The 14753-nt window shown below is 51.9% G+C and carries 13 protein-coding genes; 12 read left to right on the forward strand and 1 reads right to left on the reverse strand.

Going from position 1 to position 14753, the window contains the following annotated elements; genetic code table 11:
* The first annotated feature begins 412 nt into the window (after positions 1-412).
* From L6H70_RS25205 to L6H70_RS25230, 6 genes are all read left to right on the forward strand, one after another.
* Positions 413-1189, forward strand: coding sequence for an ABC transporter ATP-binding protein (locus L6H70_RS25205; RefSeq protein ID WP_236336945.1), 777 nt, complete (start codon positions 413-415; stop codon positions 1187-1189).
* An 87-nt stretch (positions 1190-1276) separates the two neighbouring features.
* Complete coding sequence (locus L6H70_RS25210; RefSeq protein ID WP_236336946.1) at positions 1277-2080, forward strand: ABC transporter permease; 804 nt, start codon at positions 1277-1279, stop codon at positions 2078-2080.
* A 15-nt stretch (positions 2081-2095) separates the two neighbouring features.
* Positions 2096-2983 carry an ABC transporter permease gene (locus L6H70_RS25215; protein WP_236336947.1) on the forward strand — a complete coding sequence of 296 codons (888 nt, stop codon included), beginning with the start codon at positions 2096-2098 and terminating at the stop codon, positions 2981-2983.
* A 23-nt stretch (positions 2984-3006) separates the two neighbouring features.
* Positions 3007-4617 carry an FAD-dependent oxidoreductase gene (locus tag L6H70_RS25220; protein WP_236336948.1) on the forward strand — a complete coding sequence of 537 codons (1611 nt, stop codon included), beginning with the start codon at positions 3007-3009 and terminating at the stop codon, positions 4615-4617.
* Positions 4614-4946, forward strand: coding sequence for a 4Fe-4S dicluster domain-containing protein (locus L6H70_RS25225; protein ID WP_236336949.1), 333 nt, complete (start codon positions 4614-4616; stop codon positions 4944-4946). The genes L6H70_RS25220 and L6H70_RS25225 overlap by 4 nt, the downstream gene beginning before the upstream one ends.
* Before the next feature lie 40 nt (positions 4947-4986).
* A complete protein-coding gene (locus L6H70_RS25230) occupies positions 4987-6051 on the forward strand; it encodes an ABC transporter substrate-binding protein (protein ID WP_236336950.1) in 1065 nt (354 codons plus the stop codon).
* 61 nt (positions 6052-6112) lie between these two features.
* Here the strand turns inward: L6H70_RS25230 and L6H70_RS25235 are convergent, their stop codons facing one another.
* A complete protein-coding gene (locus L6H70_RS25235; protein WP_236336951.1) occupies positions 6113-6655 on the reverse strand; it encodes a glutathione peroxidase in 543 nt (180 codons plus the stop codon).
* Between the two features lie 204 nt (positions 6656-6859).
* Here L6H70_RS25235 and L6H70_RS25240 point away from each other — a divergent pair, with 204 nt between their 5' ends.
* The 6 genes from L6H70_RS25240 to L6H70_RS25265 all read left to right on the forward strand — a co-directional run bounded on the left by L6H70_RS25240 (position 6860) and on the right by L6H70_RS25265 (position 14730).
* Complete coding sequence (locus L6H70_RS25240) at positions 6860-7534, forward strand: Na-translocating system protein MpsC family protein (RefSeq protein ID WP_236336952.1); 675 nt, start codon at positions 6860-6862, stop codon at positions 7532-7534.
* A 144-nt stretch (positions 7535-7678) separates the two neighbouring features.
* The gene (locus L6H70_RS25245; RefSeq protein WP_236336953.1) at positions 7679-8059 is read left to right on the forward strand and encodes a response regulator; all 381 of its coding nucleotides are present in this window, start codon (positions 7679-7681) and stop codon (positions 8057-8059) included.
* Positions 8060-8193: 134 nt separating this feature from the next.
* Positions 8194-9189, forward strand: a complete 996-nt coding sequence (locus L6H70_RS25250) for a phosphotransferase enzyme family protein (protein ID WP_236336954.1) — start codon at positions 8194-8196, stop codon at positions 9187-9189.
* Positions 9190-9287: 98 nt separating this feature from the next.
* Entirely contained in the window at positions 9288-11540 is a 2253-nt protein-coding gene (locus L6H70_RS25255; RefSeq protein WP_236336955.1) for a PAS domain-containing hybrid sensor histidine kinase/response regulator, read from the forward strand.
* Positions 11541-12003: 463 nt separating this feature from the next.
* Entirely contained in the window at positions 12004-13080 is a 1077-nt protein-coding gene (locus tag L6H70_RS25260; RefSeq protein WP_206102086.1) for a bifunctional 3-deoxy-7-phosphoheptulonate synthase/chorismate mutase, read from the forward strand.
* A gap of 210 nt (positions 13081-13290) precedes the next feature.
* On the forward strand, positions 13291-14730 hold the full coding sequence (locus tag L6H70_RS25265; protein ID WP_236337028.1) for a SulP family inorganic anion transporter: 1440 nt from the start codon (positions 13291-13293) through the stop codon (positions 14728-14730).
* Positions 14731-14753 lie beyond the last annotated feature (23 nt).

The following is a 14753-nucleotide window of genomic DNA, read 5'->3' on the forward strand; positions in this document are numbered from 1 at the left end:
AAATTAATTATTTGGATTAAAGTTGTGTCTTTTTGTTGACAGACTTGCAGATAGATGATATTTTAAATTCACAAATTCAAATTGATTTACTTTGAATTACATTGGCCGACTGTTCAGACAGAGGTGCCCGTGCTATCCAGCACGAGGTCCCTCTGTCTTTTTGTTTTATAAAAAAAATATAAATTGAACTGAAAACTTAAGAATAGGAAGGAGTAGCGGAAGGGGATTTTGGAACTGTAGGAGCGGGAGCGTCCGCCTTTGTTTACGGATTTTAACCGCTAATAGCGGAATTAATCAAAAAAATCTGTAAACAACAGCGGCCGAAAGTCCAAACATTCACTGCAGTTGCGACAGATCTTCTATTCTAAAAATTGAAGTGCAATTTATATACACAGCCGAAGGAGGAGCAGATATGGGAGAGGTAATGCTGTCCATCACACAGCTGAACAAAAGCTTTGACACCGCCGGAGGCCAGGTGAAGGCGCTGCATGAGGTAGATCTGGAGGTGCAGGAGGGAGAATTCATCACGGTGATCGGCCCGAGCGGCTGCGGTAAAAGCACGCTGCTGCGCATCGTGGCCGGTCTTGACACCGGCTATTCCGGCAGTGTGACGCTGGAAGGTGCGAATATCGCCGGACCGGGGATCGACAAGGGATTTATTTTTCAGGAGCACCGCCTGTTCCCTTGGCTGACGGTAGAGAAGAACATCGCCTCGGATCTTCCGCTTAACCGGCCGGATATCCGGCAGAAGGTGGATGAGCTGATTGAGCTGGTGAAGCTGAACGGCTTCGAGAAATCCTATCCGCGCGAGCTCTCAGGAGGAATGGCCCAGCGGGTAGCGATTGCCCGGGCGCTGCTGCGTAATCCCAAAATCCTGCTGCTCGATGAGCCGTTCGGTGCACTGGATGCATTCACCAGAGCCCACATGCAGACCGTGCTGCTTGACATTTGGCGGAGGAATAAGACAACGATGATTTTTGTTACGCATGATATTGATGAGGCCGTGTTTCTGGGTAACCGGGTAGTCATTCTGGAGCCGAGACCGGGCAAAATCCGGAAGATAGTGCCGGTAGATCTACCGTATCCGCGCAAAAAGACGACGAATTCTTTTCAGGAGATGCGCCTTAGGGTACTGAATTATTTTGAAAAGGTGGATGAGCTGGAATTGACCGACGGGGCAGGGATTTAGATATGTGTTGCGGGTTTTCTTTGCCTATATATCCGACTTAGTCTATGCGAATTGTGAAATATCATCTGATCTAAAGGGGGAGCTTATATGAGTAACCGGGCTGTGGCGCTGGGCGCTGCCCATAAACCCGGAAAAGCGGCTATAGCCGGTCTTGGCCTGCTGCTGCCGGGAAGTGTGCTGATTCTGTGGCAGCTGCTTGGGCATTACGGAATTCTCTCGGAGATGCTGTTTCCGACACCGTATACGATAGCCCAGTCATTTGTCACGCTGGCCAGGGCCGGAGATTTATGGAGCAATTTCAGAGTCAGTGCAGTGCGCGCGTTATCCGGATTCCTGCTCGGCGGAGGTCTGGGGCTACTGCTGGGCATTCTGGTCGGCTTGTTCCGCAGATCGGAGAGGCTGCTGGACCCTTCACTGCAGATGATCCGGATGATCCCCAGTCTTGCGGTAGTGCCGCTGTTCATCCTGTGGTTCGGGATCGGTGAGGAATCCAAAGTACTACTGATCGCTAAGGGGGCTTTTTTTCCGGTTTACATCAATACTTTTATGGGCATCCGCGGTACGGACAACAAGCTGTTTGAAGTGTCGAGTGTGCTGGGCTTCAGCCGGATGCAGCAGATTCTCCGGTTGGTGCTGCCGGCGGCGGTGCCGAACATCATGCTGGGGCTGCGTTTATCGCTCGGCTTGTCCTGGCTGGGGCTGGTAGTGGCTGAGCTGATCGCTTCCACCTCAGGAATCGGCTATATGATGTCCGACGCCCGGCAGTTTGCTGATACGCCTGTGGTTTTTGTCGGAATTATTGTTTTTGCCGCCGCCGGATTGCTGAGTGATACCGTGGTCCGTCTGATCGAGCAGCGGCTGCTGAGATGGCAGGACAGCTATCAAGGATAGGAGGGAAACAGCATCATGAGTGAAGGGATAGAAGTCATTATCAAGACAGCCAAGGCAGTAAGGGAAGCGCATGATTACAGCGGTACAGCTCCTAAAGTTGCTTCTAACAAGGTGAAAAAGACAGCTCCAATCCGTTTGAAGTCCCTTCTGTCGGATTGGGGGACCGGGGCAATTATTCCGTTAGCGGTACTTACGGTATGGCAGCTTGCCGGAAGTGCCGGTCTAATCTCGCCGCAGTTCCTGCCGGCGCCGCTGTCGATCCTCTCGGCTTTTGCCGCTCTGACGGCCAGCGGGGAGCTTACCCACCACTTAGGCGTAAGCATTGGCAGAGCGGGGACCGGGTTTGTGATCGGGGGTATTTTCGGACTGCTGTTCGGGGTACTGACCGGGCTGTTCCGCAAAGCGGAGTACCTGCTCGACCCCAGTATCCAGGTGCTGCGGCTGGTTCCCCATCTGGCGATTGCCCCGCTGATTATCCTCTGGTTTGGCTTCGGCGAAGTGTCGAAGGTAGCCATTATTCTTAGCGGCTCCTTTTTCCCGCTCTACATCAATACTTTCATGGGCATCCGCGGCGTAGACAACAAGCTGTTCGAGGTAGCCAGGGTCCTTGGTTTCAGTCCGCTGCAGAAGCTGCGGCGGCTGATCCTGCCGGCGGCGCTGCCCAGCATGCTGCTGGGCCTGCGGTTATCGATGGCGGTTGCCTGGATCGGACTGGTCGTTGCTGAACTGATCGGCTCGCAGTCCGGGGTGGGATTCCTGATCAATGAAGCGAAGCAGAACTCCAATACGGAGGTTATCTTCGTCGGCATTATTATTTTCGCAGTTGTCGGCAAGCTGATCGATTCGCTGTTCCGCATCATCGAACGCAAACTCCTGCACTGGCGTGACAGCTATCAGGGCTAATTAATCCAAGGGGGCTGAATGCAATGAATCAAACGGTAGGACTTAATGGATCACTTCATCTGAAGGCGGATGTACTGGTAATCGGCGGGGGGCCTGCAGGGACATGGGCAGCGCTCACTGCAGTGGCTAAAGGGGCGAAGGTTATTTTAGCCGACAAAGGCTATTGCGGCTCCAGCGGAGCGACTGCGCCGTCGGGCACAGGCGTCTGGTACGTGAAGCCTGATGAGAAGCTGCGCGAGGAAGCGAAGGCCAGCCGCTATTCTATGGGCGGGAAGCTGGCGGAGCACCGCTGGATGGACCGGGTACTTGACCGCACTTATGAGAATATGAACCGTTTAGGCCTCTCGGGGTATCCGTTTCCGCTGGATGAATTCGGCAACCAGTACCGCCGGAGCCTGCAGGGGCCGGAATATATGCGGCTCATGCGCAAGCTGGTCAAGAAGGCGGGCGTGAAGATTCTGGATCACAGTCCGGTACTGGAGCTGCTGGCTGATGAGCACGGGGTAGCCGGGGCAACCGGCGTACAGACCCAAAGCGGTGAAGCCTGGAGCGTCCAGGCTGGAGCGGTGGTTATTGCCACCGGCGGCTGCGCCTTCCTCAGTAAGGCGCTGGGCTGCAACGTCCTTACCGGCGACGGTTATCTGTTCGCTGCCGAAGCCGGGGCGAGCCTGTCAGGCATGGAGTTCTCCAATGCCTATGCCATCTGCCCGACCTTCTCCTCTGTCACCAAGACGGCCTATTACAGCTATGCCAGCTTCTATTATGAAGATGGCAGCGTGGTGGAAGGTGCGGGATCCAAGAAGGGTCGCTCCATCATCGCCCGCAATCTCCTGGCGGGCCGCCAGGTATACGCCAAGCTGGACGGCGCATCCGAGGATTTAAGACCGCTGCTGCGCGTAGCGCAGACGAACTTTTTCCTGCCGTTTGACCGCCGGGGTATTGATCCGTTCAAGGATGCTTTTCCGGTCACGCTGCGGCTGGAAGGGACGGTCCGTGGTACCGGCGGTATCCGTATTACGGATGAAACCTGCGGCACCGGAGTTCCGGGTCTGTATGCTGCAGGAGACGCGGCCACCCGCGAGCTGATCTGCGGAGGCTTCACCGGCGGCGGCAGCCACAATGCCGCCTGGGCCATGTCCTCCGGCTCCTTCGCCGGAGAAGGGGCGGCTGGTTATGCCGCGCAGCTCGGATGGCATGCCGCCGATCGCTCACCTAGAGGGCTATCTTCTTCGCCGCTGGTTGGTCAGGAAGTAAAAGCGGGAACGGCGGCGCGTACAGCGGAGTTCGTCTCCGCCGTGCAGGCTGAAGTTAAGCCTTACGACATCAATCTGTTCCGTACGGAGCAGGGACTGACCTCCTCGCTCAGCCGCCTGGACACACTGTGGACAGAGCAGCGCAGCCGGGAAATTCAACGTACGCCGGAGGGGGTTAAAGCCCGCGAAGCGGAAGCCATGACGGCGACTGCCCGCTGGATGTACAGCTCTGCGCTGGCCCGTACCGAAACCCGGGGCATGCATAAGCGCGAGGATTACAAAGAAACGGATCACGGCCAGCATCACCGGCTGATCAGCGGCGGACTGGATCAGGTATGGGTGAAGACAGAAGAGGTTGCGAAGGAGAGTGTATTACTGTGATTGAAGTCATTAGCGCTGCCAGGTGTGTAGAGTGCAATCAATGTGTATCCGTCTGCCCGACGAATGTGTTTGACCGGGTAGAGGACGGAATTCCCGTCATCGCCCGGCAGAGCGATTGCCAGACCTGCTTCATGTGCGAGCTGTATTGTCCTGTGGATGCCCTGTATGTCGCGCCGGATTCCGAAGGGGTGACCGGTGTGACCGAAGTTGTGTTAGAGCAACAGGGGCTGCTCGGCGGATACAGGGAGAAGGTAGGCTGGGGCAAAGGCAGACAGCCGGTGGCAAGTCACGATTTCATGTACAAACTGGCGGCCAGAGCCGGGTTCTAAGGCAATTCAAACAACAGATGACTGAGGGGAGAACCGAGTGATGAGAACGTACAGAGAGATTCATGGAGAACGGAAAAAGGGGATTCGCCTGGCACTGCTTGCCAGTGTGGTCATGGTTATGCTGATGCTACAGGCTTGCGGAAACAACGCAGCTTCCAACACTGGGGCTTCCTCTGCGGCCGGCGGCAATAACACAGCGGAAGCAGCAGGCAGCGAGCCGGCCGGCAAGGTTCCGGCTGTGCTGAATTTCGGTTATATCGGCTCCAACAAGCTGAACGTGCCGGGCGGCGCGGAGGGCTGGGGCTTTTATAAAGGCATCATTCAGGAGGAACTGAAAAAATACGGCATCACCGAAGTGAAGCTGACCGGCTTCCCGAACGGCCCCGACCAGACGGAATCGCTGATCAGCGGGAGGCTGGATTTCGGCAGCCTTGGAGATACTCCTGCCATTATCGCTTATGCTTCCGGCGCCAAGACACGCCTGATTTCGCAATCCTCAGCCCATACCGTCGGCTATCTGATCGGTAAAAAGGATGGCCCGAAGACGGTTAAAGAACTGCAGGGCAAAACGATCGCAATCCAAAAGGGCTCCTTCATGCACCGCTATATCGTCGGCTTGCTCAAGCAGGAGGGCGTCACCGATTATAAGCTGGTCCATATGCTCACTCCTGATGCAACGGCGGCTCTGGCCCGCGGAGATGTAGATGCGACAACCAATGTGGGCATTCCGGCATTGAAGCTGATTGATCAAGGCTATACCCATCTGGATGATGCATCGAGCCATCCCGATCTGCTGGGCTCCAGCGCTACTGTTGTTTCGGAGGACTATCTGGCGAAATTCCCGGATTTCCCTAAGGTATGGAATGAGGCTCGTGAGAAGGCGCTGGCCGATTTGAAACAGCACGAAGATGAATATTACCAGTTCCTGGCCGAGATTAACGATACGACACCGGAGCTGGCGAAACAGGTTAATCCGATCAGTGATATCAAGGATACAGCCTTCACTGAAGAAGGCACGAAGCTGCTGGAGGGCACCAAGAATTTCCTGGTGGAAGAAAAGCTGGCCAAAAAAGATTTCAATATCAGCGACTGGCAGCTGCAATAACCTTAAGTGCACCGAAAGCAAAGACCCCCTCCTCCACACTGTGGGAGAGGGGGTCTTCTTTTTACAGCAGTTCCTGAATAGCCGGCTCAATATCGAGGGGATCAATAGACGACTCGAAACGCTTCACTACATTGCCTTCACGGTCGATCAGGAACTTGGTGAAGTTCCATTTCACTTCATCGTCAGCCAGAGATGCAGGATCACGCTCCTCAAGCATCATGTGCAGCAGTTTGCTGCCCGTGTGATTCTGATCGAAGCCAGTAAAGCCCGCTTGGCTGGTCAGATAGCCGAATAAGGGATGTCTATGTTCGCCCTTTACATCAATCTTCTCAAAGAGTGGAAAGCTAACACCATAATTGATTTGGCAGAACACATCGACCTCTTCATTAGAGCCGGGTTCTTCACCGAACTGGTCGCTGGGGAACCCGAGAATTTGAAAACCCTGGTCCTGGAACTTCTCGTATAGCTTCTGCAGGTCCGAATATTGCGGGGTGAACCCGCATTTACTGGCTGTGTTTACGATCAGCAGCACTTTATCCTTGTATTGTTCAAGAGGGATCTCTTTACCCCGAATGTTGCGGGCTGTATATTGATAGACGCTCATTGGCAGCTTCATCCTTCCGGTGTATGCTTTTTATGTATTAAACAATTAGATTGTAAACAATATAATTGTTCGTGTCAATGATCTGTTTATTTTTTTATGTACGAAGCTGCCCGTTGATATTATACTAAGGTGTACGAATCGTTTCTCCGGCAGGCGGAGTATCTCCCCAGGCACTTAAAAGAATACATTGCTGGAGGAAATCCAATGAGTACTACAGAACTAACTAGCCAATTTTCCAGTTACACCGGAAGACTACTTAGGGAGCGTTTCGGGAAAGGCCCCGAGTCTATACATGTTTCTATCGGGAAGCAATGCATCGCACTGCATATCCGGAATTTTATCGGGCCTGTAGAGAGATTTCTGCTGAATAAGGAAGAAGAGCAGGCGTTCCGCTATACACGTGAGCTTCTGATGAAGTCACTGCTTCCTGAGCTATCGGCTTATCTGCAGGACAATATGTCGATTGAGGTTGGCGAGATTTTTTATGATTGGGGTATACATAATGCGTCTGGGATGATCGTTGCCCTCCTGAAGAACGATGGAGTAGCAGTCGATGAGTATGCCGGACGGGATGAAGTTCATGCCCAAATCAATGAAGTGAGCAGAAAAGTACAGAAGGAACCCGAGTTTACCGATTCCTGGTGGCTGGGGCCCCGTACCCTGATCATCAAACGCGAAGGCATCCTGATTCCTTTGGAGAAGGAACTGATAGGCCTCGGCTATGAGAATACGCTCAAAACCACGAAACGCAAGATGGAAAAACGATACCTCGAAGATACCACCACAATTGCACCAATGCTGGGCAAGGAACTGTCCGACATTTATGTGGATTGGGATTTCGATAAGGATACAAGCGTGATTGCATATACTTTCCTTTAAACCAGATCTTCAAACTATATATGAGGCGGAAATGAGTCGGACATGCGAATGAGCCGAACATGAGCCGGAGAAGGGGGACAGGTCCCTTTCTTCGGTTTTTTCTATTTTTCCAAGGATCGTAAACATTTGGGGGGGATTTGGCGGATGAAGGAGTACAAGCGGACGGTGCTGTATGTTGAAGATAATGAGCTTAACATGGCCTTAATGCATCATATCTTCAAAAAAAATCTGCCCTCCTTATTGCTGCTGAAAGCTGAAACGGCGGAAATAGGCCTGGACATAGCGGTCCGGCGGCTGCCGGATCTGATCATTCTCGATATCGGCTTACCCGGCCTGAATGGATATGAGGCATTGGAATGGTTGAAGGCAAGGGAGGATACCCGGCATATACCGGTAGTGGCAATCAGTGCATTTGCCCTGCGTTCAGATATTGAACGGGCCCGGGAAACAGGATTTGCTGCTTACATTACTAAACCTTTTCAGGTCAGTGCCTTTACGGATACCGTAAAAACACTGTTAGCCTGAAAGCCCTGATTTAATCAAAGATGGGGAACTGGGGAGAACTCCGTCTGATGGCCGGTTCGTCGGGGGAATGGTCATATAATCCTGAAACATTACATGATATATTAAAAGGAAAATTCAGGGATGAGGGATTTATCATGGAATTCAACATCGTTAATGACATGAACCATCATGCAGCTGAAGTGCTTTTACTATATTCAATAACTGATCCGGAAATAGAATTCATAAGACATAATGAGAATATTACGTTTAAGGTAAAGGATAAAGACAGCAATAGGACCTACCTGCTCCGTATTCACAAACCGGCAACAGCGGGCCTGTTTGGTATACAGCATACGCTTGAAGGATTAGAGTCCGAGATGTACATCCTTCTGGGCTTAGACCATAGCAATCTTTTGCCTGTGCAGAAGCCGGTCGCGGGTCGCCTGGGGCAGTTTGTAACAGCCTATACCGGAAGTGAGCTTGGGGATTGCTATGCAACTCTGCTGGAGTGGATTGAAGGTGCTGTTCTTACCCTGGAGGAAGAAAACGCCCCGCAGATTGTTTTTGCACTGGGCGAGCGGCTGGCGGAGCTTCACAGGTTTTCACGCGAGTCGGTACATCCTGCACTGAGCAGGCCAGTATACGGTGCTGAGCGGATAGACATCGCTATCGAAGAGCTTCAATATGGTGTTGAAGCCGGCCTGTACAGTGAAGAGCATTATGGGATCATTCGAGAGGTTCTGGAATGCGTGAAAGGACAACTCCGTGAATTGGATGGCCAGCAGGAGTGGGGGATCATCCATGCCGATGTTCAGCTCGGAAATATTATTGTCGCTCCTGAGGGTCCTTGTTACATCGACTTCGGATTCTCCGGCTACGGATATTATCTGTTTGATCTCGGCAGTGCGTCCTCTATGCTCCCAAGTGAATTTCGGCATACCTTTTTGGAAGGCTATGCGTCTAAGACAAACTTTCAATATGAGCAGCTTCGTTACATAGAAGGGCAAATCTTTATGGACATTTTCATCAGTTATCTCTTTTTCATTCATGATTCTAACCGCAACGGCTGGATTAAAGAAAATGCAGCAAAAGTATGCATTTCACATTGCAGGGATTTTCTTTCTGGTAAACAGGTATTTTATTCCATTTAATAGCATTTGACTTTCGCCCGGATATGCAAGATATTAATATTACAGTTTTTAAATAATGGAATTGCTTTCATTACTCCACAAAACGGGCGGTGGATCAGATGTTGAAAGAGCAGTATTTTGGAGAAGTATACCGAACGGGTATCAGCGGAATGGCTTTTCTGTCCCTCGACCTCAAATGGACGAGCATCAATCCGTCTGTAGTCTCGATGCTTGGATATAAAGAAGAACAACTCCTGGGGCATGATTTCAGGGAGATTCTGTACAAAGATTCTGTGGAGATACATAGCAGGAAGATGGGGGCTCTGAAAGCAAGCAGAGTTCCCTTTTTTGAATGCGAAATTAGGATGGTTCATGGCAAAGGCATGCCGGTTCCCGTACTGCTGCATACCGCACTTATCAGAGATCCTTCTACAAGTGCAGAACTGTATTATATTATTCACCTGACGGAACCTCCGGCCGAAGCAAAAGCCCAGAATCGTTATCCCTCGCCTGACGAGCTGTATAGGCTGATTGCCGCGAATATTAGTGATGTGGTCTATTACGCCACACCCGACAATATCTGCCGGTATTGCTCACCGTCGGTCAAGGAAGTGCTGGGCTATGAACCGGAGGCGCTGATCGGACGCGATATCCGCAGCCTGATCCATCCTGAGGATCGTGCCACCCTAAGCCTTCCGCAAGTATCTGAACTCCGGAGTATTCAACTGCGGGTTCTTCACGCTGACGGGCGATACTTGTGGATTGAATTCACTTTACGTATAGTGGATGACCCGGACAGCCCAAGTGTGCTTGCTGTAGGCCGGGACATCACCGAGCGCAAAAATGTTGAGCGGAAGCTGCAGGAATCTATTGAACGCTACACCTCCCTTAAGAAATACAATCATGATGCCATTATTTCACTGGATCTAGAGGGCAATATTATCAACTGCAATGATCAGGCCTGCCAGCTGACAGGCTACTCCGTCTCTGAGCTGGCCGGCAAGAGTGTAGGCCGGATCATCGGGGATCATCATGTTGACGATGTGCTCGGCTATACCAGCGGAAACAGCAGCAAGGAAAGGAATATTGACCTAGTCTGGCACAAGGACGGACATACGGTCGAAGTGTTGACTACTATTGCTCCGATCATCATCAATAATGCTACGGTAGGCTTTTATATCATCGTTAAGGACATTACGGAACAGAAAAAGCTGCTAATTGCCAAGGAAACCGCCGAGAGCACGAACCGTGCAAAAAGTGAGTTCCTGGCGATGATGAGCCATGAGATCCGTACCCCTATGAATGGTGTGATCGGGATGACCGATTTACTGCTGGATATCAGTGAGCCGGGGTCTACCCAGAGGGAGTATCTGGAGATCATCCGGCAGAGCGGTGACACCCTTCTGAATATCATTAATGATATTCTGGATTTCTCCAAGAATGAAGCCGGCAAAACGGCTCTTCATGAGGATCTTTTTGTGCTGGAGGAATGTATAGATTCCGTTCTTGAACTTCTACAGCATAAGGCAGAGGCTAAAGGGCTGAAGATCCAGGTCTTTGTAGATCCCGCTATACCCAAGATGGTGATTGGTGACGGGGAACGGTTAAAACAGATCCTGCTGAATCTGGTTGGCAATGCGATTAAGTTCACTTATACCGGAGGTGTAACGATTAAAGTCCAAAGCCTGGTTCAGACAGGCGGACAGGTTACACTGCATTTTACGGTTGCGGATACCGGAATTGGCATTCCTGAAGACTCTGCAGACAAGCTGTTTGAGCCGTTTGTGCAGTTGGATCATTTCATGGGCCGGCGTCATGAGGGCACAGGTCTCGGCCTGGCGATTGCGAAGCAGCTGGTTGAACTGATGGGGGGAGCCATCGGCTTGGACACCAGTGTGAAGCAGGGAGCGACCTTTGAGTTTACGGTGAAGCTCCGCCTGAGAAACGATACTTCCGCCGACACGTTTGGAACTTTACTTGCAGGCTCAGGCCCAGTCAGCCGCAACTTACGGATCCTGGTGGCGGAGGATAACGAGATTAATCAAATCGTGCTGCGTAAAATTTTGGAGAAGCGAGGGTATTCCGTGGATGTGGCCGCGGATGGCCTGCAGGTGGTGGAGATGACGGGCAGTACCGATTATGATCTTATTTTTATGGATGTGCAGATGCCCGGAATGAACGGTTTGGAAGCGACAGCGGCAATCAGGCGGACGCTTGCTCCGGACAAGCAGCCGGTGATTATCGCTGTTACGGCCAATGCGCTAAAGGGTGACCGTGAACAATGTCTGGAGACGGGAATGGATGAATATATCAGCAAACCGCTGCGCAGTGAGGCGGTTACGAATCTGATTGCGAAATTTTTCGGAGAATAAATATGCTCCAGGTAAATTTATTGCATTAAAGCTGTGAAACGGTGCAATATCCCCTTGCATCATGTGAGTATTTTGATTAAGATAGCAGAAACCGGCACATAAGACGTGCCGAAATATTCTCTAACGACGATGACGAAGAGAGTAAGTGCTATGTACGGATCTTAACAGGGAAGGCGTGCCGGAGACTGAGAGCACCCTCATGAGACGTTTAGTGCCGAAGTTCACTTCCGAGTCGGCCCCTGAAGTATTTGCTGCAGCAGATATGCGTAGGGAGGCCCGCGCCCCGCGTTACCGGGTGTAAGACAGAGTTAATCCTGGCCGGAAGTAGCAGCTTTCCACTCTCCGCGCCTCGTATTTCGGGTTAATCTCTAAATAAGGGTGGTACCACGGCTCCTCGTCCCTTGCGACGGGGGGCCTTTTTGCGTTCATAGATCACTAAATTGACAAGAGGGAGTGGAAGGTAATGACTAACGTGGAATTGGATGGGCTGAGAGCCCGTCTGGATGAAATCAATGGACAGCTGCTGGAGTTAATCTCGGAGCGTGCCCAGGTTGTTCAGGAAATTGGAGTTGTAAAAGAAAAGCAGGGCGTGCCGAAATTTGATCCGGAACGTGAAAAAGCGATGCTGGAGAAGCTTGTAGCGAGCAATAAAGGGCCTTTCACAAGCGGAACAATCCGCAGCCTCTTCAAACAAATCTTCGCTGCTTCTCTGGATCTGCAGTCTGATGAACATAAGAAAAGCCTGCTGGTCAGCCGGAAAACACGCAAGGAGGACACCGTTATTGTCCTGCCGGGCGATATTACGATTGGCGGCCTGTCCTCGGTGATGGTAGCCGGACCTTGCTCCGTAGAGAGCGAGCTTCAGACCCGCACTGTAGCAGCGGCGCTGCAAAAAGCTGGGATTAAAGTAATGCGCGGCGGTGCATTCAAACCCCGGACTTCCCCGTATGATTTCCAGGGGCTGGGCATGGACGGCCTGCGTATCCTCCGCGAAGCGGCGGACGAATACGGCCTGCTGACGATCAGTGAAATCGTCGATCCTGCCCATCTTGAGCCTGCACTGGATTATGTGGATATCATCCAGATCGGTGCACGCAATATGCAGAACTTCGAACTCCTGAAAGCCGCCGGTGAGCTGAATAAACCGGTCCTGCTGAAACGGGGCCTTGCTGCAACGATGGAGGAATTCCTTCATGCCGCTGAATACATCATGTCACGCGGAAATACGCAGGTTATGCTGATCGAGCGGGGGATCCGCACTTATGAGAAATGGACACGTAATACGCTCGATATTTCAGCGGTGCCGATTCTTAAGCAGGAGAGCCACCTGCCGGTACTGGTCGATGTTACCCATTCCACCGGACGCAAAGATATCCTGATTCCTTGTGCGAAAGCCGCACTTGCTGCCGGAGCCGACGGGATTATGGTAGAGGTGCATCCTGATCCGGCTACAGCACTCTCCGATGCGGCGCAGCAGCTGAACATTGAGGAGTTCAACACCTTCTTCAGTGAGGTTAAGGCCTCCGGGTTGTTCCGTTAATTTAAAACAATCGAATTTTTAAGATATTCGCAGCAATCACGAGGATAAGTCCCAAACAACCGCTTACAAGCATATGTGGAACTTTTGTGGAGAGTAAGGCGTGTCGGGTACAATGGGTTGCATTGGAGTTGCACCGGACCGGGGCATTAGAGAAATGTCCCATTAACCCTAACTGACACAGGAGGAAACCGCATTTTGAAGCAAAATAATATGAATAACGGCTGGTTGTTGAATCCCCGGAGCGACATTCTGTCAGGGATGACGGTGGCAATCGCGCTGATCCCGGAAGCAATCGCGTTCTCCCTTCTGGCTGGAGTCAGTCCGATGGTGGGCCTGTATGCCTCCTTCTGCATCGCAATTGTCACTGCTATTGCCGGAGGCAGACCGGGGATGATCTCGGCGGCAACCGGTGCGATGGCGCTGCTTGTCGGCAGCCTAGTGCTGAACCACGGCATTGAATATCTGTTCGCCGCCACGATCCTCTGCGGAATCTTTCAGATCCTGATGGGGATGCTGAAGCTGGGCAGGTTCATTACCTTCCTGCCGCAGCCGGTCATGACCGGGTTTGTCAACGCGCTGGCCATCCTGATTTTTATGGCGCAGCTCACGCATTTCAAAGGACAAGGCTGGGTCATGTATGCCCTGGTAGCACTGACACTTGTGATTATCTATACAGTTCCGCGTTTTACCAAGGCAGTGCCGTCAGCACTGGTTGCTATCATCATTGTCTCCGTACTGAGTATCGTGCTTGGTCTGGACGTGAAGACCGTGGGAGATATGGGGGAGTTAACCTCTGCACTACCGCTGTTCCATATTCCACAGCTGCCGCTTACCTTTGATATGCTGCTCACTATTCTGCCGTATTCCTTATCTCTGGCAGTGGTAGGTCTGCTGGAATCACTGATGACCGCAACCCTGATCGATGACATTACCGGTACCGGAAGCGATAAGAACCGGGAAGCGAAGGGGCAGGGGCTGGCGAATATCGTTACCGGCTTCTTTGGAGGCATGGCAGGCTGTGCGATGATCGGCCAGTCGATGGTCAACATGAAGTCAGGCGGAAGAACCCGTCTCTCCACCTTCGTCTCCGGGATTTTCCTGCTGTTGCTTATTCTTGTACTCGGCGATGTGGTGAAGCAGATTCCGATGGGTGCTCTGGTCGGAGTGATGATTATGGTGTGCATCAGTACCTTTGAATGGGGTTCGCTGGCTTCTCTGGCCCGTGTTCCGCTCAGTGATGCATTAGTCATGATTGTAACGGTGGTCACAGTGGTCGCTACAGATAATCTGTCGATTGGAGTTCTGTTTGGGGTTCTGCTCAGCGCGCTGTCGTTTGCCTGGAAAATAGCATCGATTCACCTGAGTGTTCACATGGCCGCAGATACGGCAACGTATACGGTCTCCGGGCAGCTGTTCTTCGGTACGACAAGCCATTTCGTCCATGAGTTCAACTATGATGGCGATCCTGAACAGGTTATCATCGACTTTACCCATTCGCATGTATGGGACCAGTCGGCTGCCGGCGCCATTGCCAAGACAATCAGCAGATATGAAGCACTCGGCAAAAAGGTGAAGGTTACCGGGCTGAACGAAGAAAGCACGCGTCTGGTCAACCGGCTCGGGCTTGCTTTGTCCGGCGGCCATCTGTAACAGCAATAAGAAATCTATTCACA

It is taken from the genome of Paenibacillus auburnensis (assembly GCF_927798115.1).
GTDB lineage: Bacteria > Bacillota > Bacilli > Paenibacillales > Paenibacillaceae > Paenibacillus_AQ > Paenibacillus_AQ auburnensis.